The following is a 23,572-nucleotide window of genomic DNA, read 5'->3' on the forward strand; positions in this document are numbered from 1 at the left end:
CCTCTACGGGTGGCCGATCGCCCACCGGTTCACCGCCTTGATCCCCTATCCCCGGAACCGGTCAGGGAACACGCTATCGGTGTTACCTTGACCCTTGTGTGTGGCGGTCGGCAATCTTCGCGGCGGCGCTCGGCGCTGCTTCTCGTCACCGTGCTCGCGACGATCGGTGCGGTGCTGACGGCCCTGCAGGCCAGCCACACCAACGCGGCGGGCGCGGTACACGAGGCGCTCCCGGCTCTCTTCGGTGCCGAAGCGGATCCGAACACTTCCACGTCCGCCACCGCCGACACGGTCTACCGGGGAACGGACCCGCCGGTGCATCTGCAGCTGACCTTGACCGCGTTCGCCGGAGCGTTGGCGGTGCTGGTGAGCGCGCTCGCACGGCGCCGCACCCCGGTGCGCGGCGCCGACTGCGGGCTGCCGTCCTGGCCGGTCCGCGCCCGGGCACCGTCCTCGACTTCGGCGGTGTCCCCGATGCCCGTGCGACGAAGCTCCTGTGTGCTGCGGGTGTGACAGGCCAGGCCTCGGCCGCCGCCGTACCGTCAGATCCATCACCTCTCCCACCCTCTCGTGACCGCCACCGGAATGTGCGCCGCACGCGTGTCATTCCCGCCCCGGCCGTGCCGCGTGGCCCGATAATCGTTCCAGCACCGGTTGATTCATTGCCGGTGGACCGTCGAATGAGGTGCCGTAATGCAATCCAAGACTGTTCTCAAACTCACCGGCGCCACCCTGGCCGCGGGGGTAATGCTGGCCGGGGTGATGTTCCCGATCGCCGCCGGACTCGGGTACGCATCCAACCGCGCCGCCGACAGCGTCGGTAATTCCTCGGCCGAATTGGCCGACGGGGTGGTGCCGGCGGTGACGACCATGACCGACGTCACCGGGAACCCGATCGCCTGGCTGTACGACCAGCGCCGTTTCGAGGTGCCCAGCGACCAGATCTCCAACGACATGAAACTGGCGATTCTCTCCATCGAGGACAGGCGGTTCGGCGAACATCAGGGGGTGGACTGGCAGGGCACGATGCGGGCGTTCTTCACCAACACCACCAGGGGTCAGATCGAACAGGGTGCCTCGACCATCAATCAGCAGTATGTGAAGAACTACCTGCTGCACGTGGTCGCCAAGACCGACGCCGAACGCCGTGCCGCGATCGAGACCACGCCCGTCCGCAAGATCCGGGAGATCCGGATGGCAATGACCCTCGATCAGGAACTCTCCAAAGAGGAAATTCTCACCCGGTATCTGAACCTGGTGCCGTTCGGCAACGGTTCCTTCGGGGTGCAGGACGCCGCCCGCACGTACTTCGGCATCGACGCCAAGGACCTGAACCTCGCGCAGTCGGCGATGCTCGCGGGCATGGTGCAGTCCAGCTCCGCACTCAACCCGTACACCAACCCAGAGGGGGTGTTCGAGCGCCGCAATGTCGTCCTGGACACCCTGATCGTCAATGTTCCGGACCGGGCCGCCGAGATCCGCGCCCTGAAGGAATCGCCGCTCGGAGTGCTTCCGAAACCGAACAACCTGCCCCGCGGATGCATCGCCGCCGGCGACCGCGGGTTCTTCTGCGACTACGCGTTGCAGTACCTCCAGACCGCCGGATTGTCTCGGGAGCAGATCGAAAAGGGCGGCTACCTGATCCGCACCACCCTCGATCCGGCCGTGCAGGGATCGGTGAAGTCGGCGGTGTCCACCCACGCCGACCCGAAACTCCCTGACATCGCGAGTGTGATGAACGTCGTCCAGCCCGGGCAGGACCAACATCGGGTCCTGGCCATGGCGGGCAGCCGCAACTACGGCCTGGACGCGGCCGCCGCCGAGACGGTTCAGGAGTTGCCCTATTCACTGTCCGGGCACGGCGCCGGATCGGTATTCAAGGTCTTCACCACCGCAGCGGCCATGGAGAAGGGTCTGCGACTCAATACGATCCTCGACGTGCCCGGCCGGTTCGACGCCCGCGGGATGGGTGACGGCGGCGCCCCCGGTTGCCCGGCGGCGACCTACTGCGTTCAGAACGCCGCCCCGTATCCGCGAGCACTGTCGGTCACCGACGCCCTCGCCCAGTCACCGAATACCGCGTTCGTGAAACTTCTCCAGACCACCGGGGTGGATGCGACGGTGGACATGGCAGTGCGTCTCGGCATGCGGTCGTACAGCGAACCGGGCACCTCCGGGTTCGGAGACCAGAGCCTGGCCGACATGCAGAAGGACCAGAATCTGGGGTCGTTCACCCTCGGCCCGGTGTGGATCAACCCGCTCGAACTGTCGAATGTCGCCGCGACCCTGGCCTCACACGGCAAGTGGTGCCCACCGACCCCGATCGACTCGATCGTCGACCGCGAGGGCCGGCTGGTCCCTCTCACCCAGCAAGCCTGCGAGCAGGTCGTCGATCCCGGCCTGGCCGACACCCTGTCCAACGGGCTCAGCAAGGACGACCTGCCCGGTGGCACGGCGTCGGCCGCGGCCGCGGCCGCCGGGTGGAAGCTGCCGATGTCCGGCAAGACCGGGACCACCGAATCGCACATGTCGTCGGCATTCATCGGGTACACCAACAACCTGGCCGGCAGCGTCTACGTATTCGGGGACTCGCCGACCCCCGGCCAGATCTGCACCAGCCCGCTGCGCTCGTGTGGGGACGGCAACCTGTTCGGCGGCACCGAGCCGGCCCGCACCTGGTTCACGGCGATGATGCCGATCGCGAACAACTTCGGCCCCACCACCCTGCCTCCGATCGACCCGCGCTACGCCCGCTGACCGGACGACGGGCGTGCCCACCCGTAGGCATATCCGTCGGAAGTACGAGCTGCTGTGACGATCGCGACGATACAGTCCTCCTCGCAGTCGAGCACTACGAAGTCGAGGACCTCGCACCAGAACCGCGCCAGCACCTCAGGGTCGCGGCAACCGAGCACGAGTTCACTGAATACTCATGCAACGACGGTAAGCCTTCGAGTCGACTCGAAGGTCAAGCGCGGAGGGCGAGAAATTTGTGATCAACGGCGTCCGACCAGTAGCCGAATCAGGGACCGGTCACCGACCCTCATCCGGTATACCGGTATGCCGGTGTGCGTCCCGCAATCGCGCCAACGGTGGACTCCTCGGCAGTATGTTTGAGACATGAAGGCCTTACTCGCCCTTCCTTTGCTGCTCCTCGCACTCGTCGTCACGGGCTGCTCCGACGAGGACAACACACCATCGACGGACGGTAACACCAACGGCACCGAGATCGAGGTCGGCGGCGGCGACGCACTGCAGTGGGGCGATGGCGGGTACGGAGTCGTTCTGGCCCACGGTGCCGTCTTCGACGCTGCCAGCTGGGAGAGGCAGGCCGCGGCGATCGCCGACCAGGGTGCCACTGTGATCGCAGTCGAGGACATCGCGCCGGAGTCGATCGCCGCCGCCGTAGCGAAGCTCCAGAACGACGGGCACGCCGACGTTGCGCTGGTGGGCGGAAGTGCGGGCGCCGATGCGATCTTGCAACTGGCCTCGCAGCAGCCCGACCTTTCCGACCAGCTGGTTCTGCTCTCCCCCAACCGGGTTGTCGACGGCCTCGGCGGGGAGCCCAAGCTGTTCATCGCGAGCGAGGACGAGCCCGTCGCCAACGTGTCGCAGCAACTCGCCGACAGCTCACCGGGCGATGACAATGTGGTGATCCTTCTGCCTGGTTCCGCCCACGGACAGAACATCTTCGCCGGTGAGAACGCTGACGCGGCATTGGATGCGATCCTTCAGCGGCTGGCCAACTGAGGACCTTCCTTCCGGGCAGCGGCCACGAATCACGCGGAGCGAAAGCACATTCCGCACCGAGCTCGATGATCCGCTACTTCGCCGACATGCGTCGCGCTCGTTCCGTCTTCGACTATGCCTACGCGTAACCATTTCGAGAGTGAGCCGTAGCTGACGGTCGCAGGCCTGAGCGCGGTCCGGGCGTCACCCACGTCCGTTTCGGCCTTCGCTGCACCGACACAACGGGAGAACGCTCTTTCAGAACTCGGCTGCACAGAGACCTCGAGTCTCCCCCTGCATTGATGGGCCGCAGTAATGATCTGCCCAACTATCTCTACTCACCGGAGAAACAATAAGTCCCACAAGAGCATTCAAGGATCCACGCGCGGCGGCAGAATTCATCCCACCGTTGGTTCGGCAACGGGGCACCCCATGAACAATCATGGACGGCATGGCGAATACGAGCACCCAACCAGGCGACACCGTCCGAGAGTCATACTCGGCCAGATCCCAGGAGTACGCGAATCTCTTTGGCTCCATGACGTCGACACACCCAACCGATCGGGCCCTGGTGAGCAGCTGGGCCGCCACCCTGACAGGTCCCGTGCTCGACGCTGGGTGCGGCCCGGGGCAGTGGACAGACTTCTTGGCCGAGTGCGGACCAGCCGTGAGCGGGATCGATCTGGTGCCTGAGTTCGTTGAACGAGCTCGAATGGAGTATCCAGGCCTTTCCTTCGAAGTCGGCGGCTTCGAGGCATTGGACACCACGACAGAATCACTGGGTGGTGTGCTTTCCTGGTACTCGCTCATTCACCACAGTCCGCAGGACATCCAGACTCCGCTCGCCGAGTTCGCGCGCGTGATTCGGCCGGGTGGAGGGTTATTGGTGGGCTTCTTCGAAGCAGCAACCGTAGGGACATTCGACCATGCCGTAACCACTGCCTATCGATGGCCTGTTGCCGAACTCAGCCAGAAATTGGTCACGGCCGGCTTCGAGGTGATCGAGACGCATACGCGAACGGGGATCGGCCACAGGCCTCACGGCGCAATCACCGCACGCCGGCAAACTAGACCGCTAGCCGATCGGCCTTCGGGACGGGCCACCGACTGCTGCCCACACGACCGATGAATTCCGCGTCGCCGCGCAGTCTGTATGTAATGAATGCCCCTTCCGCTCCTGCGGGAGGCACGAAGATTCGGTGAAGGAGCGTGCACATCATGGACCGGGAGAACGTGAGCGCCACCCTGACTGTCGCCGTGCCCGCTACCAGGGTGTTCGCCGTGCTGGCCGACCCGACAACCCATTCTGTGATCGACGGCACCGGCTGGGTGCAGCAAGCCGCCGACCGGTCGCCGCTGACCGAGGTTGGGCAGATCTTCCGGATGGACATGTATCACCCAAACCATCCACACGGCGAATATCAGGTGGCCAACCAGGTCCAGGTGCTCGACCCACCTCGCGCCATCGGCTGGCTGACCGGGCAGGAGAAGGACGACGGTCACCTGGAGTTCGGCGGCTGGATCTGGCGTTACGACCTGGTGCCGCTTGGTCCGTCCGAGACCGAGGTCACGCTCACCTACGACTGGTCGGCGGTGCCGCAGTTCATCCGGGAATACCTCCAGTTCCCGCCGTTCGGTCCTGAGCATCTCACCAACTCGCTGCACCACCTGGCCGAGATTGCCACAGCGACGTCTCGGGCTCGGACTCCCGACGGCTAGGCATCTGCCGGTCGGCCCCGACGCGGAGAGCGAGAAAATGCACGCCGGTTTCCGGCGTGGAGGACAGCGCCCCAACCTTGATCGCCATCGAGTGATCCTACGGTTGGGCGAACCGCTCGAGCAGCCATGAATCGATGCCGCTGAGCGCCGTCCTGGCCATTGCCGTGGGGTGGCCCGTGAACCCGTGGGGCGACTCGGGATAGATCCGGAGTTCGCCGTCATTGCCGACGGCGGAGAGCCGACCTGCCATCGCGAGGTTGTCTTCCAACAGCACGTCTGTGCTCCCGACGACCAGCAGCGCCGGGGGAAGGCCGTGGAGGTCACCGTAGATGGGAGAAATGTCGGGAGCGGTGCGATCTTCCACGTGGCCGACGTAGGCCTGGAGAAAATATTCGTCTGCGATCCGACGTCCGGCCGGAGTCTGCGCGCTCAAGTCATAGGTGCCGAATTGGAGTGCGGCGCCGGTGAACCCGTCGACGTCGCCGCTGTCCCTCAGTCGGAGCAGGGTTGCCAGCGCGAGTGTCGCCCCCGCCGATCGCCCCCCGATCGCCAGTCGAGATGATCCGAAGTGGTCATCAGCGTGTTCGACGAGCCAGAGCGCCGCCGCTTCGCAGTCGTCGGGTGCGGCCGGCCACGGGTGCTCGGGTGCCAGCCGGTAGTCGACGCTGACGACGGCGATATGGAGAGTGTCTGCGAGCCTGCGGTTACGCCCGTCGTCTCGCGCTGCGGAGTCCATGTAGAAGCCGCCCCCGTGTATGTCCAGGTAGACGCCCCGCGGTCGGCCCTCTGTGGGAGTGAAAATCCTCACCGGGACACGCACTCCCGCGGCTTCGACCATCTTTTCAATCGCCGGTGGATCGGCGGGAGAAGGAGCGGACCGCCTCGCCCGCGTTTCCCTCAACTCCTCGGGAGTGCTGGGGCCACGGCCAGCTGCCCGCGAGTTGTAGAAACTCCGAGCTTCATCGACCTGGTCCGCAGGCACGTCAGCCAATAAATCGTCCAGCGCGAACCGCACGCGCCCTCCTCTCACTCGGGGATCTCATCACGACCCTATTGCCGCGCCGCGCTCGGCACCGTTCAACCCGCCTGGGTTTTACGCGGTCCCTCGGCACGCGCAGAACGGCGCTATGCCTTTACACCGGACCACCGCTCAGCAGCAGAGCTGCCGCCGGTCACATTAACCACTTCCCAACGGTTTTCCCTGTTCGCGACCCGGTCGAGATGGTATCTGTGCGGATGGCTGCAAGAGTTCGTCACGGGTACCGGGCATGCCGCTGTGACCCCGTTCGGAGGATTTGACTGCCAGAACCTGGTTGATCCCGAGTCGATTACCCGCAAAAGCCAACGCCGCGCCGGCCATGTACAGCCGCCATACCCGTGCCCGTCCGGCGCTGCTGTACGCCACCGCCTCGTCCCAGTTCGCCTCGAGGTTCCCCACCCAGGCCCGCAGAGTCAACGCGTAGTGCTCGCGCAGCGACTCGACGTCGCGCACCTCGAAACCGGCCCCTTCGAGCGCCTCGATCATCGGCGCGATCGGTTCGATTTCTCCGTCGGGGAAAACATAGCGATCGATGAAGGACGTCTTGGAGAACGTGGCATCGGATTTGCCTGGTCGCCGCGAGATCGCGTGGTTGAGCAACCGCCCCCGCGGGCGTAGCAACGCGAACAGGTCCGCGGCGTAGGTCGACAGCATCGCGGCACCGACGTGCTCGGCCATGCCGATGCTCGAAATCGCATCGTAGGGACCGTCGGCGACGTCGCGGTAGTCCTGAACCCGGATCTGCACCAAGTCCCCCACGCCCGCGTCGACCATCCGTTTGCCGGCGTACTTCGCCTGCTCGTGGGACAGGGTGACACCGACGACGTGCACGCCGTACTCCCGGGCCGCATGCAACGCGAAGGTCCCCCACCCGCAGCCGACGTCGAGTACCCGCATCCCCGCGGTCAGGCCGAGCTTGCGCGCAACCAGATCGCATTTGGCGTACTGGGCCGCATCCAGATCCTCGCTCTGCTGCACCCAGTACGCGCATGAGTAGGTCATCGACTCACCGAGCACGAGCCGGTAGAAGTCGTTGCCGACGTCGTAGTGGTGACTGATCGCGGCGGCGTCACGACCCTTGTCATGCCGGTGCCCGCGCGCGAGTTTCATCTCCTCCGCCGGCGGCTTCGGTGGCAGACCGATGATCCCCAGACGCAGCGCCGCTGTCACCAGCGCCTTCTTCGTTTGTCTGTCTATCCGTACACCGGGACCCCTACTCGGGTCCGACACCTGCTCCAACACATCCAGTCCAGCAAGCAGGTCGCCCTCGATGTCGATATCGCCGGAGACGTAGGCCCGAGCGAAACCGAGGTCGTTGGGCGCCCACAGTAACCGCCGAAGACCACGCCGATTGACGATGTGCACCCGCCACGGCGCATCCGAGGGCCCACTGCGACTACCGTCCCAACACCTGATCCCTACCGGGACCTGCGCACCCAGCACGGCACGAACCAGCGGCGCCACCGTGTCAGAGACCGTCATACACACCTCCATCAGAGTGTGGGTCCGCACCACCGCGGCTGCTCAGTTCACCGCGCTCGTCGTGACCCACAGGCCTGTCAACCCGCACCAGACGTCCTGCAAACCAACCTCGTCGACCATATCGACGGAACCCCCATCGCCGCACACCATCACACCAATTCCCGCTCGGCGTCACCCCTGCTTCTCGACGCCGACTCGCCGTCGTCGAATGGGCTCGACTCACGCCGTTTGTCGTTCCTTCGGCACCAGCAGGGCAAGCAGCGCGATTGCCAGGCCGCCGACGAGGTACAGCCCCCAACGGCCGCTGAGCAAGTTGTCGTAGTTGTCGCGGACGAAGTCACCGACGCGGTCATCGAGCCGCCACAGGAACACCGCAGAGGTACCGACCCCCACGATCACGCCCAGCCACCCGGCCGCGCGTGAACCCACCAGGGCGGCGACCAGCAGCAGAATCGCAGCCAGCAGCAGCAGCGCCGTCGCCGACTTGTAGAACACCACGGACTGATTCTCGACCTGCTCGAAGGTGAACCCGGTGGGGAAACCGTCCCGCAGATCGATCAGCGCGACATCGCTCGGCTGTATTTCGCCGACGATCGGAAAGAAGGCGCCGACCACGACCGCGATGGCGCACGCGAACAGGACCAGATGGACGAAGGTGCGCATGGGCGTTCTCCTCTGTCGGGTGACGAGGTGCTCGCGCCCACAGTATCCCGTGCAGCTGCTCGCTCCGCCCGAACACGATCGCGCCGCCGACTCCGAGCGAACGGATCAGGCGCCATCGGCTCCGGCGATACGATTGCGTCGAAGAGTCCGTCCGAGAGCCAGGGGTACCCATGTCGGATCTGGATCAGGCGTTTGCCGACGCACAGGAGAACGTCAAGAAGCTCACCTCGAGGCCGGCCAACGATGAACTGCTGCAGCTGTACGCGCTGTTCAAGCAGGGGTCGAAGGGTGACGTCGAGGGCAAGCGGCCCGGTCGGCTCGACATGGTCAACCGCGCCAAGTACGACGCCTGGGCCAAGCTGACGGGTACGAGCAGCTCCGATGCCAAGCAGGGCTACGTCGACCTGGCAGCCCGGCTCACGCAGGGAACCAGTTCGGCTGGATGAACGGATCCCGCGTGATCCAGCGGTCGCCCCGGCGTGGACCTGGCACGATATCGGGGTGACTGATTCCAAGCGGGTCCTCGTCCTCGGCTCGGGATTCGCCGGCTTATGGGCCGCGCTGGGAGCGGCCCGGCGGCTCGACGAACTCGACGCAGCAGACACCGTCGATGTCACGGTGATCAGTAAGCAGCCGTTCCACGACATCCGGGTCCGCAACTACGAGGCAGACCTGAGTGCGTGCCGCATCCCACTGAGCGACGTGCTCGACCCGGTCGACGTCGGGCACGTCGCCGCCGAGGTGACGGCGATCGACACCGCCGCGCGCAGCGTCACCCTCTCGGGTCACGGGGCACAGCACACACAGCGGTACGACCGCTTGGTCCTGGCACTGGGCAGTCGGGTGGCGAAACCCGACATCCCCGGTTTGCGGGAATTCGGTTTCGACGTAGACACCTACGACGGCGCTATGAAGCTACAGCGCCACCTGGCCGCGCTGTCCGACGGCCGAGCGGACGTGGGTGCGGCGACCGTGGTGGTGGTCGGCGCCGGCCTTACGGGTATCGAGACGGCGTCCGAGTTACCCGGAATGCTGGCAAAGGTGTGCGCGGGACGCAACGTCGAACCGCGGGTGGTGCTGATCGACCACAACCCCTACGTTGGTTCCGACATGGGAGCATCGGCGCGACCGGTAATCGAAGCGGCTCTGTCCGACAACGGCGTCGAGACGATGACCGGTGTCGGCGTCGCAGCTGTCGACGAGCACGGAGTGACGCTCTCCTCCGGTGAGGTGATGGCCGCGGGCACCGTCGTCTGGTGTGCGGGCATGCGGGCGAATCCGCTGACCGCGCAACTCGGTCCCGACCGCGACCGGCTCGGTCGCTTGCCGGTCGACGACTATCTGCGGGTGGTCGGCTCGCCCGGAGTATTCGCCGCCGGTGACGTCGCCGCGGCACGCGTGGACGATGGCCACCTGTCGGTGATGTCGTGCCAGCATGGGCGCCCGATGGGCCGCTACGCGGGCTACAACGTCATCGGCGATCTTCTCGGGGAGCCGATGCTCCCGCTCCGGATCCCTTGGTACGCTACGATTCTCGACCTGGGACCGGCGGGGGCGGTGTACACCGAGGGGTGGGATCGCCAGGTGGTGTCGCGCGGTGCGCAAGCCAAAGCCACCAAGGTCACGATCAACACCCGACGCATCTATCCTCCGTTGAACCGAGACCGCGACGCACTGCTTGCCGCCGCCGCGCCGGCGCTGCAGGCACGACCCGATCCCGGACAATGACTCTCAGGTAGTTGACGACCGTGTCGCCCCATGCGGCAGCAGAGTCGAGGTCGTCGACCGCGCCGTCCCGCTCGTCGATCACCAGGGTGGCCAGGTCGTCGCCACTATACGACCGGCATGCCGGTCGCCCGCCAGACCGGAGCCGATCACCTCCGACGGCGAAGTCACCACCCGCCAGAAACTGACCTGTTCACACTGGTGCCGGCACCGATTCCCCTGGAACTCTGACCGGGGATCAGCTTGGACGCGAAGACACGGGCACGCCCCAGGCGCTCCCCTGCTCGCGATCGAGCACCGTGACCGACTTGTTCTTCAGCCCGAAGATGTAGACCAGCAAGCTGACCCCGATCACGACCGTCACGTAGGAGATGAACCAGCCCACGTGACCGGCCGATTTGGACGCCTGGAAAAGTACCGGCGCCGTACCGCCGAAGATGGAATTCGCGAGCGCATAACCCAGTCCCACCCCCAAGGCGCGGATGTCGGCGGGGAACAGCTCCGCCTTCACGATCGCGTTGATCGAGGTGTACCCGGTGAGGATGACGTAGCCGACCGCGACCAGCGCGAACGCCGATAGCGGCGAGGTGGTCCGCGGAAGATAGGTGAGCAGGACGTAGGTGTAGAGGACTCCACCCACACCGAAGAAGATCAGGAGCGGCTTGCGCCCGACCCGGTCGCTGATGATGCCGCCGATCGGCTGCAGCAGCAACAGCAAGATCAGCCCCAGCAGGTTGATCCAGGTTGCCGTCAGCGCCCGGTCGGCCCCGAAGGTGGACTTCACAATCGCCGGCGCGTTGACACTGTAGGTGTAGAACGCGACCGTTCCACCCGCGGTAATGAGGAACACCAGCAGCAGCGGACGCCAGTGCTTGGTGAACAACGCCGTCAAGGACCCCGCCGTCCGGTCCTCCCCCGCACGGATGGCCTTCAGATGCGACTCGCTGAGCGACTCGTCCATCGAGCGCCGAATCCACAGCACGACCAGGGCAGCGATCCCGCCGATGAAGAAGCCGATCCGCCACCCCCAATCGTTCAACGTCTCGACATCGAGAACGCTGAGCGCGATCAGGAGCGTGAACTGCGCGAGCACGTGACCGCCCACGAGGGTCACGTACTGGAAAGACGACAGGAAGCCGCGCCGATTCGCGGTCGCCGCTTCGGACATGTACGTCGCCGAGGTGCCGTACTCCCCACCCGTGGCGAATCCCTGCACCAGGCGAGCGACGACCAAAATCACTGCCGCCCAATACCCGATGACTTCACGTGTCGGCATGACCGCCACCAAGAAGGAACAGGACGACATGATGGTGATGCTGAGCATCAGGGCCGCCTTGCGGCCACGGCGGTCGGCGAACCGGCCGAAGAACCAGGACCCCACCGGTCGCATGACGAAGGTGACCGCGAAGATCGCATAGATGTACAGCGTGGAGTTGGCGTCGTTCTCGTCGAAGAATTGCGCCTCGAAGTACGTGGCGAAGACCGTGTAGATGTACACGTCGTACCACTCGACGAGGTTTCCTGCCGAGCCCTTCATCGTGTTGAGCACCGCCCGCCGGGTGCTCGTCGGAGCGCGGGTTGGACCGGACGGAGTCGCGTCATCGCTCATCCGTAGACGATAGCGGATCGACGCCCCAACCTGGTCGAGTCACCGAGGGGCGGTGTCAATCCGCTCCCCGGTTCGTCACCACACAGTCAGCGCACCGCAGGGATCAGGGAGGTGACCCTGTCCCCCCGTACTTACGTTCCTTTACAGAATCTTTCGCTACGAAATACTCACCAACGCGCACACGCTGAGCCAGACCCTCCCCCGACCAGGTATCCGCCACAGGGGGCACCACACCGATCAAAACCGCACTCGAGTTGCTCGACCACCGCCCTGCCGTGTACAGCACCGAGCAGCGAATGGTTCTCGGGGCCAATACGTATCGGTCCCTTGACCTGTCGGAATCCGAAGAGGAGCCGTCCTGCCTGCATCCATCCATGCACCATCCCGTGCCGGAACCCGGTGTCCGGTAGCGGCTCGGCATCCGGACCAGTCGGGCAGAATCTCGACGTACCCGTCCGTTCCGTTCACGCGGATTCGCTGCCCGTCGCGGATCAGCCGGGTGGCGTTCTCCACGCCCACGACCGCCGGCACGCCGTACTCCCGCGCGATGACCGCACCGTGGGTCATCAATCCGCCTACCTCCGTGACCAATCCGTCGATGGCGACGAACAAGGGAGTCCAGCTCGGATCGGTGTAGGCAGTGACCAGGATGTCACCCGCCACCAGGTCGGCCTGCGACATGTCCGAAATGACCCGTGCCCGCCCCTCCACGATCCCGGCGGACACCGGTAGACCGGCCAGTGCTTCCGCCGGTACGTCCTCGCGGCGATACTCCCCGGAAACAGCTTCCCCGTTCGATGTGAGCACCCGGGGAGGCGTGAGCGTCCCATACGAGCGGAACGCTTCCTTTCTCTCACGCACGAGGCGGTCGCACGGTCGATGCGTGGACACGACCTTGCGGAGTTCGTCGAACGTCAGGTAGAAGACGTCCTCCTGCTCGCGAATCCCGTGTGCCTCCACGAGACGGCCGGCCTCGCGCAACAGGGCCTGTTTGTAGGCGAAGTAGCGGCCGACCATGGCGTACTTGGGATATTCCCGGTATCCCGCAAAGGTGCGGACGCGGTCGATCATGGGCTTGGTCTCTTCGGCCTTGCGCTCCCCGTCAGGCAAGGCGCGTAGGCGATCCAGCAGATCTTTCTCTTTCTGCTCGGCCTCGCGGAGACCGCGCTCGAAGCGCTGCTTGCCTACGCCCGGTCCGAAGTTTTCGATGTTGCTCATGATCGTCGGCACGAGCGTGGTGGGGCGATCACTCCAGCGCGGCCTCGTGATGTCGATCTCGCCGACGCAGCGCATGCCGTACTTGTCGAGGTACCCCTCGATGGTCGCTCGTGCCTCCGGGCCGCCCGTGAGCTTCTCCAGTTCGTCCAGGAACCTCTCGTCCTCGATACCCGCATGCTCGACGTGCCGAAGAAAGGCCACCACGTCCGGGTGGGGCCGGAGCGCGTCGGCGACGTCCAGAAGCGCGAGGCCCATCTCCGAAGTGACGTTGTGGGGAACCGACTGCGTGAGCGTGTCGGCAGCGTTCTTCTCGCCCAGCCACTCCCGCAAGCGGTCGCTGAGCCATCTGGTGGCCTCCATTGCCGTCGTGATCACCTGCCCGCTGCGCGGATCGAACAGGATTCGCCTCAGCTCCTGGATATCGGCCTCGATGAAGTCGAGCAGTTCCGATCCGGACTTGGTCACGATGTCGCGCTTCATGGCCGCAAGCGAAACCTCGCTGCCTGCGATCAGTTCGGCGACGATAGCCGGATCGGGGTCGATCAGGGCGGGTGCACCACCGGCCGGTGCGCCGACGGGCACCTCGTCGGCAGACGACCGGATGAAGTCGCCGCGGTCGAGGACGGTCTGCAGCGCGTCCCCGATGAGCGGATCGGACTTGCCGAGCGTCTCCACCAGGGCTGCGCTACTCGCGGGCGAAGCCAGACGCTGGGTGACGTCGACGAAAAGCCGGCCACCGGCTTCACGCATCGGCGCCGGACTTGTCAGTTGCCACACCGAGATCCCGAGAGGCTTCATCGGGTCGGTCATCATCTGCTGGTGGCCGACGGAGACGTACACGTGGTTTTCTCCATCGTCGACCACAGGGATCGGGAACAGCGTGGTGATCGGTCTGCTCTGAACGATCAGAAAGCCATCGTCGACCAAACACCATTCGATGTCCTGGGGGCAGCCGAAGTGCGCTTCGATGTCACGCCCCACCTGCGCAAGGCGCACGATCTGTGCGTCGGTCAGCACCGGCCGGTTCTGCCACTCCGGTTCGATCTCCTGTATGTACGTTCCCCCTTTCGGTGCCGCCCGGACGGCGCGCTGTTTGCGGGCGACCGTCTTGTCGACGACCGCGCCGTCGCGCACCTTGTACACGTCCGCGTTCACCAGGCCGGAAACCAGTGCCTCGCCGAGCCCGAACCCCGCGTCCACGGTGGCGACCGTCCGGTCGGAGGTGACGGGGTCGGCGGTGAACAGGATTCCGGACGCCTGCGGGAACACCATCCGCTGCACGACCACGGCCATGTGGACCTTCCGGTGGTCGAAGCCGTTCTTCAGACGGTAGGCGATCGCCCGCTCGGTGAACAGCGAACCCCAGCACCGGCTCACGTGCCGGAGAATCGCCACTGCGCCCACAATGTTCAGGTACGTGTCCTGCTGGCCGGCGAAGGACGCAGTCGGCAGATCCTCGGCCGTCGCGCTGGACCGGACCGCGAAGGCGGCGTGTTCGCCGAGCCGGGTGACCGAGCAGACGATCTCCGTCGCCAGATCGTCCGGGATGTCGCTCTCTTCGATCACCCGGCGGATCTGCACGCTCAGCACCCGGATCACGTCTCGATCATCCGGCTCGACGTGCGACAACTGTTCGAGCAGATCGTCGATTTCCGGTTTTTCGGCCATGCCCCTCCGGAAGCCATCCGTCGTCACGCAGAAGCCGTCCGGCACATCTATGCCGTCGAGGCGCGACAGTTCTGCGAGGTTCGCACCTTTGCCGCCGATGACGGCACCCTGCGACCGGTCGGTCTCCTGGAAGTCCAGCACATAACTCATTCCGCTTCCCCACCTGTCGATACGAATTTCTACGGGCGAGTATGGACCACAGAACCGAATCTCATGAGGGCGGACAACCGTGTATAACGTGGAAGGGGGAAGGGTCCATGAGGACCGGGCCGATGCCCTGTTCCACGCGCTGTCCGACCGAACGAGGCGCGACATCATGCGTCGCGTGCTGGCCGGCGAGCATTCCGTCTCGGCACTGGCAGCGAAGTACGACCTGAGTTTCGCTGCGGTACAGAAACACGTCGCCGTCCTCCAGGAATTCTGGCCTACTCGTCAAACGACGCAGCGGCCGTGAACAACTCGCCACGGGCGATGTGGACGCAGTTCGCGCAGTGTCGTCCATGCTCACCGAGCTGGAACAGGTCTGGCGTGGACGTATCGCCCGCATCGACGAACTGATCGCAACGTAACTCCAACGGAAGGAATGAACGATGCCTGTCACCAATGTCAGCCACGACATCGACGCACTGACCCTGACCATCACCGCCGAGTTCGCCGCCCCCCGAGCGCGGATCTGGCAGATCTATGTCGATCCGCGCCAGCTCGAGAAGACCTGGGGCCCACCGACATACCCGGCCACAGTGGTCGACCATGAGTTCGCCCCCGGCGGGCGGGTCACCTACTACATGACCGGACCCGCCGGCTTCACCTCCACCGACGGATTCGCCGATGCGGATTTCACCCCGACGAATCGATGCTCGCCGCCTCGCCCTCCACGTGCGAGGCGGCGAGCCGGCACGACGCACGGCCGCCCCTGGATCTACGGTTCCGCGTGGGCGTTCGCCGTCGACACCGGGACAAACGGAGACTTCCGCACACCCGCCCTGCTCGACACCATTCAGGAAGTCGGAGCCGACCACCTGCTGTTCTCCGCCGAATACCCGTTCGAAGACATGCGACAGGCCGCCACCTGGTTCGACCGGCCATTGGTCCAGGCACTACCCGCCCGTCGACACCTCCGCGGCCAATACCGACGACAAGAACTCCTCCGAGATCGCCGGCCCACGTGACGGCCGGGGCCGTTGCGTCTGAATGCCCCGCAACCGCGCAACAAGGTGCATCATGGGCGGCCCCTCGTCACACAGAAGCCTGATCACGCCCAGACTCGCGCACTGTGCGGCAAGCGGTATCAGAGCATCCAGGGCCTCCTGCTCATCACCGGCGACGAGAACCGACACGACGTGCAACAGTCGCGCTCGCAGCAGCGCACGGGGACGTGCCTGGGTCGCTATGCGCTCTACCAGGGCAGCTGCCCTCTCACGGGCATCGAGCGCGCTCGGCAGCGACTTCTCTGCCATCAGCCGCCGGATCGCCGAATCCTCCTCGAGTTCTGCTGTCACCTCGACGATCCCGTCCACCAGATCCGGCACAGGTGCGGGAGTGTCCGGGTCGCCCTCGGTCAGGTGCTGCGCAGGATCGGCTGCCGACAGCCCCAACCTCGTCCGCTCGTTGCCGATACGGGCGGCCAGCCTCGGCAGCACCAACTCGGCGGCGATCTGTGCACCGTCGTCCAGCCGCTGGGCAGCCGCTGTGATATCTCCCCGGATGGCCTTGATCCGGGATCCGGTGCCGAACGTGACGAGCATGAAATCGACGACACCGCCCTCCGAGCCGAGTTGATAGCTCTCGTCCAGCAGCCGTTCGGCCTCGTCCAACTCGCCACGCTCGTACAGCAGATCCCCCAGCATTGCGCTTGCGAGCCTCGTGGAATACGAGTGGAGACCTCCCGCCTCACGCGCGAGACCATAGGCCAACCGAAAATACCGCTCGGCCTCCTCCACGCGCAGCATCTCGTTTGCCGCGATCCCGGAAAAGCAGTGCCCGTACACCCCAGTGAACGGCCCCGTCGTGCGCGCGTGGAAGGGCGCCCCCCATTCCTGCCACCGCTGTGCGGCGTCGAAGTCGAAGCGGTGAATCGCCTCGTAGGACGCGACGTTGGATGCAGCGGCGAGGACGAACGGGCGCAGGGTCTTCTGCCGGTCCAGGCAGTCCGACACCAACTCGGTCAGCCCGTCGATGCGGTCCCCGAAGAGGTCCGCGACTCCCCTCACCAGCGCGGCGTCGACACGCAGGTCGGCCGTAGTGGTGTCGGCGGCGGGTAGGTCGGCGATACAGGCATCGAGAGAACGAAGTGATTCCTCCACGATGGTGTGGTCATGGTGGAGCAGTACGTGCGCCCAGGCGAGGGCGAGCTGCAGGTGGGGGCGATCCGCCGCCAGTGCCCGGGGAACCTTGTCGATCAGACCCAGCACCGACGCGAGCTGCGAGTGCTCGATCAGCGCCAGCCCTCGTGCGTCGACGAGGTCCGCCGCGAGTTCCCGGTCCCCGGCGGCCAGTGCCTGACCGACAGCCTCGCTCAGCAGATCGTGCGCGGCGAACCACTGCGACGCCGTGCGATGCAGTTCGGCGATGCGCGCGGGATGATCGCGCTGCATACGACGACGCAAGAAATCGGCGAACAAGTGGTGATACCGAAACCACTCTCGTTCGTCGTCGAGTGCACGGAGGAACAGATCGCGTTCCTCGATGTGTTCGAGTAGCGCTTGGCCGTCGTCGACGCGCGCGAGCACGGCCGCGAGATCACCGCAGAGCCGTTCGGTGACCGACGTCGCCAGCATGAATTCGAGGAGGTCGGGCTCGAGGGCGCTGAGAACGTTCTCGGCGAGGTACTCACCGATGCCTCGGTGTCGGCCCGACAGGTGGCTGATGAATTCAGCTGGATCGTCACGCCCGCGCAAAGACAGCGACGCCAACTGCAAGGCCGCGACCCACCCCTCGGTGGAGTCCCTCAGGTCGGAGATCTCGCCCTGTTCAAGGGTCAGTCCACACATATCGACGAGGAACTCCCGGGATTCGTCCAGGTCGAACCGGAGGGCAGCGGCGTCGAGCTCGACCAGTTCGTCACGGACCCGCATGCGGCTGAGTGGCAATCCCGACTGACTGCGGCTGGTGACCAGCACCTGCAAATGGTGGCACCCATGATCGAGAAGGAATCCCATCGCGGCGATGGTCGCGGCATCGGTCGCTCGGTGCCAGTCGTCGATGACGACGGTCAGCAGCTCGCCGCGTTCGTGGATCTCGTTGATGAGGGTCGTGAGCACGTACCGGTCGGCCTGGTTGCCGCGTTCTTCGAGAATCTGGCCGAGCTCCGCGGCAAGATCCGGTCGGACGGTGCGGATCGACTCCGTCAGGTGTGAGAGAAACCAGACGACGTTGTTGTCGTCCGAGTCGATGCTCAGCCACGCGACCACAACACCGGAACTGATCAGGGTGTCGCGCCACTGCGCGGCCAGTGTGCTCTTTCCGAACCCTGCAGGGGCGTGGATCAAGATCAATCGCCGGCGACTGGCGTCGCGTAACTGTCCGGCGAGTCTACTGCGTGGTACAAGTGCCCGCGTCGGTGTCGGCGGCCGATACTTCGTCGACGCGCTCGGCGGTTGCAACGACGACCCGACGGCCTCAGGCAGCGAAGCGGCGTGTGTCTCGGTTGGCACATAGCTGACTGTGCCGGTGGCACGTTCTTGAACCGAACGAACAGGTGGCCGCTCTGCTCGAGTTGATATCGCCATCTCGTCGACAACCAGATCGTGCCTGCGTTCGACCTCGCGGAATAGATTTCCGAACTCCGCTGCGGTGCATGGACGAGCGCCTGGATCCCGAGCCATCGCGGTCTCGATCGCCGCGCGAACGTCGGCTGGGATGCCGGCGGACGGCAAACGCGGTGCTTGTTCGGCGGTAATTCGCAGGAATTGGGCGACGATCTGTTCACCGGACCGGCGCTCGAAGGCCGCATGCCCGGTGATGAGAGAGAACAGGGTTGCGCCGAGCCCATAGATATCGGATGCGACGCTGGGAGACTCGCCGGAAAGCACTTCCGGGGCCGTGTATGCCGGTGAACCGGTAAGCGCGCCGGAGTCCGTCTCGAAGCCGCCTTCGATACGGGCAATACCAAAGTCGGAGAGCTGCGGCTCCCCGTAATCGGTCAGCAAGATGTTGCCCGGCTTGACATCGCGATGGAGGATCCCCGCGCGATGTACGGTCTCGAGCGCTCCTGCAAGCTTCACCGCGATTCGGATCGCAGACTCCCACCCCGTCGGTCCGTGGCCCCGGATGGCAGCCTCCAGTGAGTCACACTGGTGGTACTGCATGACGATGAACGGAAGGCCACTCCGAGTCTCCCCTATCCGCAGCACATTGACGATGTTCGGGTGCCCCGAGAGCTGCCCCATCGCGCGCTGCTCACGCAGAAACCGCGCTCGATTCTCCTCGTCGAGCCCCGAACCCAGCACCTTGACGGCGACGACCCGGTCGAGCGATGGCTCCCGGCACCGGAATACCACCCCGAACCCGCCGCGGCCGATCACCTCCACTTCCCCGAAGCCCTCGGCTTCGAGTTCAGCCTTGAGCGTGGGGTACGCACCGCGGATGGGAGCGGAACCATCCGGGTCCATCATCGATCGCTCAGCCCTGGGCCTGGGAGGCGGAGGCCGCGCCCTTGGTCCATCCTGCATCACCGATTTCCCAGTCGTCTACCGGACGAGTGCCCGTCGACAGGCGGCTGCATACGTTCGTTGCCCCACAGCTTACTCGGTCGGGATCCGCGGGTAATCGGTCGCGGCGCATGGTTCCGCTGTTCCACGGGAGCAAGTCTGTTCAGCTGATGAGCGGCTCCGGGAAGCGCTGGCCGGCCTTCGGATGGCAATGGATCGGAGGCGTGCATCCGATCCGATGCTGCACGTCACCGCTTCCACTCTCCCCGGGTTGCGGAAGATCGCGAGGTCTTTTCCAGGGTGGTGCCGCGTACACGTCAGCCCACCCGGGTGCGAGGAGGCACATCGGTGAGAAGCTCTTTCAAAGCTGCTTGGGGACTGAGGCGTACGACTGATCTCGTCATCGACCTCCTGACGCGCGAGCCATGGGGAAACCTCGACACTGACCGGAATCGGTCTCGACCAGCTCACCCCGCATCCTGCTCGACGGTAGCCCGGACAAGCCGTGATCGGGCAGAAACTTCATTGCAGCAACAGTTTCCGGGTCACGCGCCCTGATGCGAGTCGTCGTGTCGTCGACCACGATCGAGATCTTTTGCGGGCGTTCTCATGCGATCGTCTCCACTACTGCGGAAGGAACGCTGCGGGCACCCTGCGGGGTCTCCGCGTGTTGGTTGTTCGAGTGCGATGGTTCGTGCACCACACCGACATGATCGGGGAACCGAAAGCGCAGCGCTGCCGCGGAGAGGGCCGCGGCCAGGACCACAGCGGCACCGGCCAGCAGGGCCTGGTGGTAGCCGTCGTGCAGCAACGGAGTGACGGCGAGGGGGCCGAGAATCTGACCGACACTGTATCCGGTGGTCAGCAGCGCCACCGCACGCGGAAACTGCAGATGCGCTCCGATACCCAGTGCCAACGACCCGACGCCGAGGAAGGTGGCACCGAACAGGAAGGCGGAGATCAGGGCGGGGCCGACACCGGCGACGACGGCGGGCAGCGCGATGCCGACGGCCTGGATGAGCAGGGCAACCAGCAGGAGGATCGGCCGCGACCACCGACGGCTCAGCCACGCCCACACTGCACAACTCGGCAACGCTGCCAGCCCCACGACAATCCAGGCACCGCTGCCGACCCGCCCGCCCGCGGTGTGATCGATCGCGGCGACGAGGAACGTGCCCGCGATGATGTAGCCGATGCCTTCCAGGAAGTAGCTGACGAACACGGCCGTGAACCAGCGGTCGGTCCGTGGGCGGCCGGGCGCTCCCGGTCCGGTGGCAGTGGCGGTCGGCGACGGCTCCGGTGTCAGTGCCCATGCTGCGGCGGCACAGACCAGCGCCAGAGCGGCAGCCGCCCACCAGGCTGAGCGCCAGGTGCCGATCGAACCCAGAATGAACACGAGGACGCCGGACAGGGCGATGCCCGCTCCGACTCCGCCGAACGCCCAGCCGGCCAGGTGCTGGGCGTGCGACCGCAGGTGGGAGAGCATGGCGCTGACGGCGATCATGAAGATGAGTGCGCTCGCGATGCCGGCGACGAGTCTGAGGACGAACCAGGCCGACCCATCGTGTGTGGCGGGCATGAGCGCCAAGGTCGCGACGAGAACCACCAGGGAGGTACGCATGACCGTTGCCGAGCGCACCGCCGCCGGAATGAGGATGCCGACCAGTGCCCCCACCAGGTATCCGATGTAGTTCGCCGTGGCCAGCGCGGCCCCGTGCGAGGAGGACAGACCCGCCTGGGAGTGCATCAGCGGCAGGATCGGGGTGTAGACGAATCGCCCGACGCCCATGCTCGCCGCCAGCGCCGCAGCCGCCCGGCCGACGTGCGCCCGCGGAGAAAACGCTCTCACCACTGGCCCGGATCGTTCGGGTGTGGCCGCAGCGCGGTGACGGTGATACTCATCCACGGCCGCAGAGGCAGCGTGTCGAGCACGTTCGTGTGGAGGTCCGCTTCGTCGTCGGCGCGCCACACCCCGATACTGCGCAGCTCACCGACCGGGCGCCACAACCGGGCCAGATGCCCTGCGGACGAAAGTTCCCTGGCGCGTATCGCTTCCGCGGCGCGGCGCGCGTCCACTTCGGATGACTCGGTGCCGTCGGGGATCGTCGTGGTGATCTCGACGAGAAACTCCTGCATGCTCGTTCTCGGTTCGGGGGTTGAGGTCATGATTCATCGTGTGCCCTGATCCGGCCGGCCCGCCACGACCGCCTTACTTCTGCCTGATAGGCGCAGCCTCTTACCGCACGTAGCATGAGCAAGCGTGGAGCTGCGTCAGCTGAGATACTTCCTCGTCGTCGCCGAGGAACTGCATTTCGGCCGGGCGGCGACGCGGCTGATGATCGCCGGGCCCTCCCTGTCCCAGCAGATCATCGCGCTCGAACGAGACCTCGGCGTGCAGCTGTTCGCCCGCGACCGCCGTTCCGTCGCCCTCACCCCGGCCGGTGCGGCACTGCTTCCGCACGTCCGCGCACTGCTCGAGCGCGCCGACGACCTGCGCGCCCGCGCCGAGCGCCTGTCCGGGGCGGAGCCGGTCCGGATCGGCTACGTCAACTGGCTTCCCGCGGACCTGACCGCGCGCACCTCGGGTGTGGCGCAGTTGCATGTGGACCCGTGGGTTGTGCCTTCGCACTCCCAGGCCGCGCGGGTCGCCGACGGCAGTCTCGACCTGGCCGTGTGCTGGGTGCGGAAGTCGGATCTCGCCCACCACGGCCTGCAGGCCCGGCTGCTCGGCGCGGACCGGCTCTACGCGGTGTCCGCCGGTGCGGACACCGCACCGGTGCGGGCGCGAGACGTCCTGCTGCTCGTCGATGACGACGCGACGTCCTGGTCGTCGTGGAACCTCTTCGCCGAACAACTGGCCCGCGACACCGGGGCGCGAATCTTGCGGATCGACGACGGCGGCATCACCGGTCCCGCATTCTTCGACCACGTCCGCGCCGCGGGCCGCCCCGTGCTCAACTCTCCCAAGGGCCAGACCACGACGCTGCCGCCCGACCTCGCCGCACGACCGGTGATCAACCCGGCGGTGATCTGGACGTGGTCGCTCGTCTGGCGCCGGAACGAAATCCGCCCCGTCGTGCTCGCCGCCACCGACGCCCTCACCCGGGACGTCGGCGATCTCGGCATCCACGACAGCGGAATCTGGCTGCCCGCGGACGACCCCCACCGGTAACAGGGGTGTCGTGGGAGGCTGCGCCTCCCACGAGGGAGTAAACAGGTCGTGGCGCAGCACTCGCCGCGCGCGGATCATCGACTCGTGAGCGAAACACCCGTGGCCCGAGTCGGATACCCGGGATTCGGTCATCGAGCCTTCGTGAAAAACCCTCATTTCGGAAGCGAGTACTTCGGCATATGAACACCACGCAGAAAGTCGTCATCGTCACCGGCGCGTCCCAGGGCATCGGCGCGGCCGTGGTCACCGGCTACCGCAAGCTCGGCTACGCCGTCGTCGCGACCTCCCGCTCCATCGGCGCATCCGAAGATCCCGAGGTGCTGACCGTGCCCGGCGACCTGTCCCAGCCGGGAACCGGCGCCCACATCGTGGAGCAGGCGCTGGCGCGGTTCGGCCGGATCGACACCTTGGTCAACAATGCGGGAATCTTCGTGGCCAAGCCGTTCACCGACTACACCGACGAGGACTACGACGCGGTGACCGGGGTGAACCTGCGAGGCTTCTTCGACATCTCCCGCAGCGCGGTCGCCGCGATGCTCGCTCAGGGCAGCGGCGGCCATCTGGTGAACGTCTCCACCACCCTGGTGGACCACGCGAACTCGCAGGTGCCTTCGGCCCTCGCATCGCTGACCAAAGGTGGTCTGAACGCGGTCACCAAGTCGCTGGCGATCGAGTACGCGACCCGCGGAATCCGGGTCAACACCGTCGCCCTCGGTATCATTCGCACCCCGATGCACCCGGTCGACACGCACGAGGCCCTCGCTGCCCTGCACCCGGTCGGCCGGCTGGGCGAGATCGACGAGGTCGTCGACGCGATCCTCTACCTCGAGCACGCCGGGTTCGTCACCGGCGAGATCCTGCACGTCGACGGCGGCCAAAGCGCCGGGCACTGAGAGCAC

Annotated in this window: 17 protein-coding genes and 3 pseudogenes; 11 read left to right on the top strand and 9 right to left on the bottom strand. The window is 65.8% G+C overall.

What is annotated here, in order from left to right; translation table 11 throughout:
- Positions 1 to 87: 87 nt before the first annotated feature.
- Positions 88 to 513: a hypothetical protein gene (locus tag OYT95_RS00705; RefSeq protein ID WP_146777814.1), complete on the top strand. Its 426-nt coding sequence runs from the start codon at positions 88 to 90 to the stop codon at positions 511 to 513.
- A 180-nt stretch (positions 514 to 693) separates the two neighbouring features.
- On the top strand, positions 694 to 2,757 hold the full coding sequence (locus tag OYT95_RS00710) for a transglycosylase domain-containing protein (RefSeq protein WP_268790620.1): 2,064 nt from the start codon (positions 694 to 696) through the stop codon (positions 2,755 to 2,757).
- Between the two features lie 68 nt (positions 2,758 to 2,825).
- On the opposite strand, the pseudogene OYT95_RS00715 reads toward OYT95_RS00710, so the two are convergent.
- Positions 2,826 to 2,915 (bottom strand): annotated as a pseudogene (locus tag OYT95_RS00715) (VOC family protein); the annotation flags it as partial.
- 205 nt (positions 2,916 to 3,120) lie between these two features.
- Between OYT95_RS00715 and OYT95_RS00720 the strand changes: the two are divergent.
- From OYT95_RS00720 to OYT95_RS00730, 3 genes are all read left to right on the top strand, one after another.
- Positions 3,121 to 3,750 (top strand): alpha/beta hydrolase, encoded by a 630-nt coding sequence (locus OYT95_RS00720; RefSeq protein WP_174484705.1) that lies wholly within the window; start codon positions 3,121 to 3,123, stop codon positions 3,748 to 3,750.
- 430 nt (positions 3,751 to 4,180) lie between these two features.
- Entirely contained in the window at positions 4,181 to 4,858 is a 678-nt protein-coding gene (locus tag OYT95_RS00725) for a class I SAM-dependent methyltransferase (RefSeq protein WP_112302422.1), read from the top strand.
- A gap of 89 nt (positions 4,859 to 4,947) precedes the next feature.
- The gene (locus OYT95_RS00730) at positions 4,948 to 5,448 is read left to right on the top strand and encodes a polyketide cyclase (RefSeq protein ID WP_174484706.1); all 501 of its coding nucleotides are present in this window, start codon (positions 4,948 to 4,950) and stop codon (positions 5,446 to 5,448) included.
- A 97-nt stretch (positions 5,449 to 5,545) separates the two neighbouring features.
- On the opposite strand, the gene OYT95_RS00735 is transcribed toward OYT95_RS00730, so the two are convergent.
- From OYT95_RS00735 to OYT95_RS00745, 3 genes are all read right to left on the bottom strand, one after another.
- The gene (locus tag OYT95_RS00735; RefSeq protein WP_268790621.1) at positions 5,546 to 6,463 is read right to left on the bottom strand and encodes an alpha/beta hydrolase; all 918 of its coding nucleotides are present in this window, start codon (positions 6,461 to 6,463) and stop codon (positions 5,546 to 5,548) included.
- 162 nt (positions 6,464 to 6,625) lie between these two features.
- Positions 6,626 to 7,969, bottom strand: coding sequence for an SAM-dependent methyltransferase (locus tag OYT95_RS00740; protein ID WP_268790622.1), 1,344 nt, complete (start codon positions 7,967 to 7,969; stop codon positions 6,626 to 6,628).
- Positions 7,970 to 8,188: 219 nt separating this feature from the next.
- A complete protein-coding gene (locus tag OYT95_RS00745) occupies positions 8,189 to 8,632 on the bottom strand; it encodes a hypothetical protein (RefSeq protein WP_268790623.1) in 444 nt (147 codons plus the stop codon).
- Positions 8,633 to 8,802: 170 nt separating this feature from the next.
- Between OYT95_RS00745 and OYT95_RS00750 the strand changes: the two genes are divergently transcribed.
- Entirely contained in the window at positions 8,803 to 9,078 is a 276-nt protein-coding gene (locus tag OYT95_RS00750; RefSeq protein WP_268790624.1) for an acyl-CoA-binding protein, read from the top strand.
- Positions 9,079 to 9,133: 55 nt separating this feature from the next.
- On the top strand, positions 9,134 to 10,360 hold the full coding sequence (locus OYT95_RS00755) for an NAD(P)/FAD-dependent oxidoreductase (protein ID WP_268790625.1): 1,227 nt from the start codon (positions 9,134 to 9,136) through the stop codon (positions 10,358 to 10,360).
- A gap of 235 nt (positions 10,361 to 10,595) precedes the next feature.
- Here OYT95_RS00755 and OYT95_RS00760 read toward each other — a convergent pair whose 3' ends face one another.
- The gene (locus OYT95_RS00760) at positions 10,596 to 11,966 is read right to left on the bottom strand and encodes an MFS transporter (RefSeq protein ID WP_128638693.1); all 1,371 of its coding nucleotides are present in this window, start codon (positions 11,964 to 11,966) and stop codon (positions 10,596 to 10,598) included.
- Positions 11,967 to 12,203: 237 nt separating this feature from the next.
- Positions 12,204 to 15,002 carry a rifamycin-inactivating phosphotransferase gene (gene rph, locus OYT95_RS00765; protein WP_268790626.1) on the bottom strand — a complete coding sequence of 933 codons (2,799 nt, stop codon included), beginning with the start codon at positions 15,000 to 15,002 and terminating at the stop codon, positions 12,204 to 12,206.
- Positions 15,003 to 15,090: 88 nt separating this feature from the next.
- Between rph and OYT95_RS00770 the strand changes: the two are divergent.
- Positions 15,091 to 15,421: pseudogene (locus OYT95_RS00770) on the top strand (ArsR/SmtB family transcription factor).
- Positions 15,422 to 15,442: 21 nt separating this feature from the next.
- A pseudogene (locus OYT95_RS00775) lies at positions 15,443 to 15,697 on the top strand (SRPBCC family protein); the annotation flags it as partial.
- 252 nt (positions 15,698 to 15,949) lie between these two features.
- Here OYT95_RS00775 and OYT95_RS00780 read toward each other — a convergent pair.
- From OYT95_RS00780 to OYT95_RS00790, 3 genes are all read right to left on the bottom strand, one after another.
- Positions 15,950 to 19,465, bottom strand: coding sequence for a serine/threonine-protein kinase (locus tag OYT95_RS00780; RefSeq protein ID WP_268790627.1), 3,516 nt, complete (start codon positions 19,463 to 19,465; stop codon positions 15,950 to 15,952).
- A gap of 643 nt (positions 19,466 to 20,108) precedes the next feature.
- Entirely contained in the window at positions 20,109 to 21,290 is a 1,182-nt protein-coding gene (locus tag OYT95_RS00785) for a YbfB/YjiJ family MFS transporter (RefSeq protein ID WP_268792319.1), read from the bottom strand.
- Positions 21,291 to 21,346: 56 nt separating this feature from the next.
- Positions 21,347 to 21,667 carry a muconolactone Delta-isomerase family protein gene (locus OYT95_RS00790; protein WP_235214430.1) on the bottom strand — a complete coding sequence of 107 codons (321 nt, stop codon included), beginning with the start codon at positions 21,665 to 21,667 and terminating at the stop codon, positions 21,347 to 21,349.
- 94 nt (positions 21,668 to 21,761) lie between these two features.
- Between OYT95_RS00790 and OYT95_RS00795 the strand changes: the two genes are divergently transcribed.
- Together OYT95_RS00795 and OYT95_RS00800 are read left to right on the top strand one after the other, a co-directional pair.
- Complete coding sequence (locus OYT95_RS00795; protein ID WP_268790628.1) at positions 21,762 to 22,673, top strand: LysR family transcriptional regulator; 912 nt, start codon at positions 21,762 to 21,764, stop codon at positions 22,671 to 22,673.
- Between the two features lie 179 nt (positions 22,674 to 22,852).
- On the top strand, positions 22,853 to 23,566 hold the full coding sequence (locus OYT95_RS00800) for an SDR family NAD(P)-dependent oxidoreductase (protein ID WP_268790629.1): 714 nt from the start codon (positions 22,853 to 22,855) through the stop codon (positions 23,564 to 23,566).
- Positions 23,567 to 23,572 lie beyond the last annotated feature (6 nt).

The sequence above is a fragment of the Rhodococcus sp. JS3073 genome (genome assembly GCF_026810085.1).
Taxonomy (GTDB): Bacteria; Actinomycetota; Actinomycetes; order Mycobacteriales; family Mycobacteriaceae; genus Rhodococcus_F; species Rhodococcus_F wratislaviensis.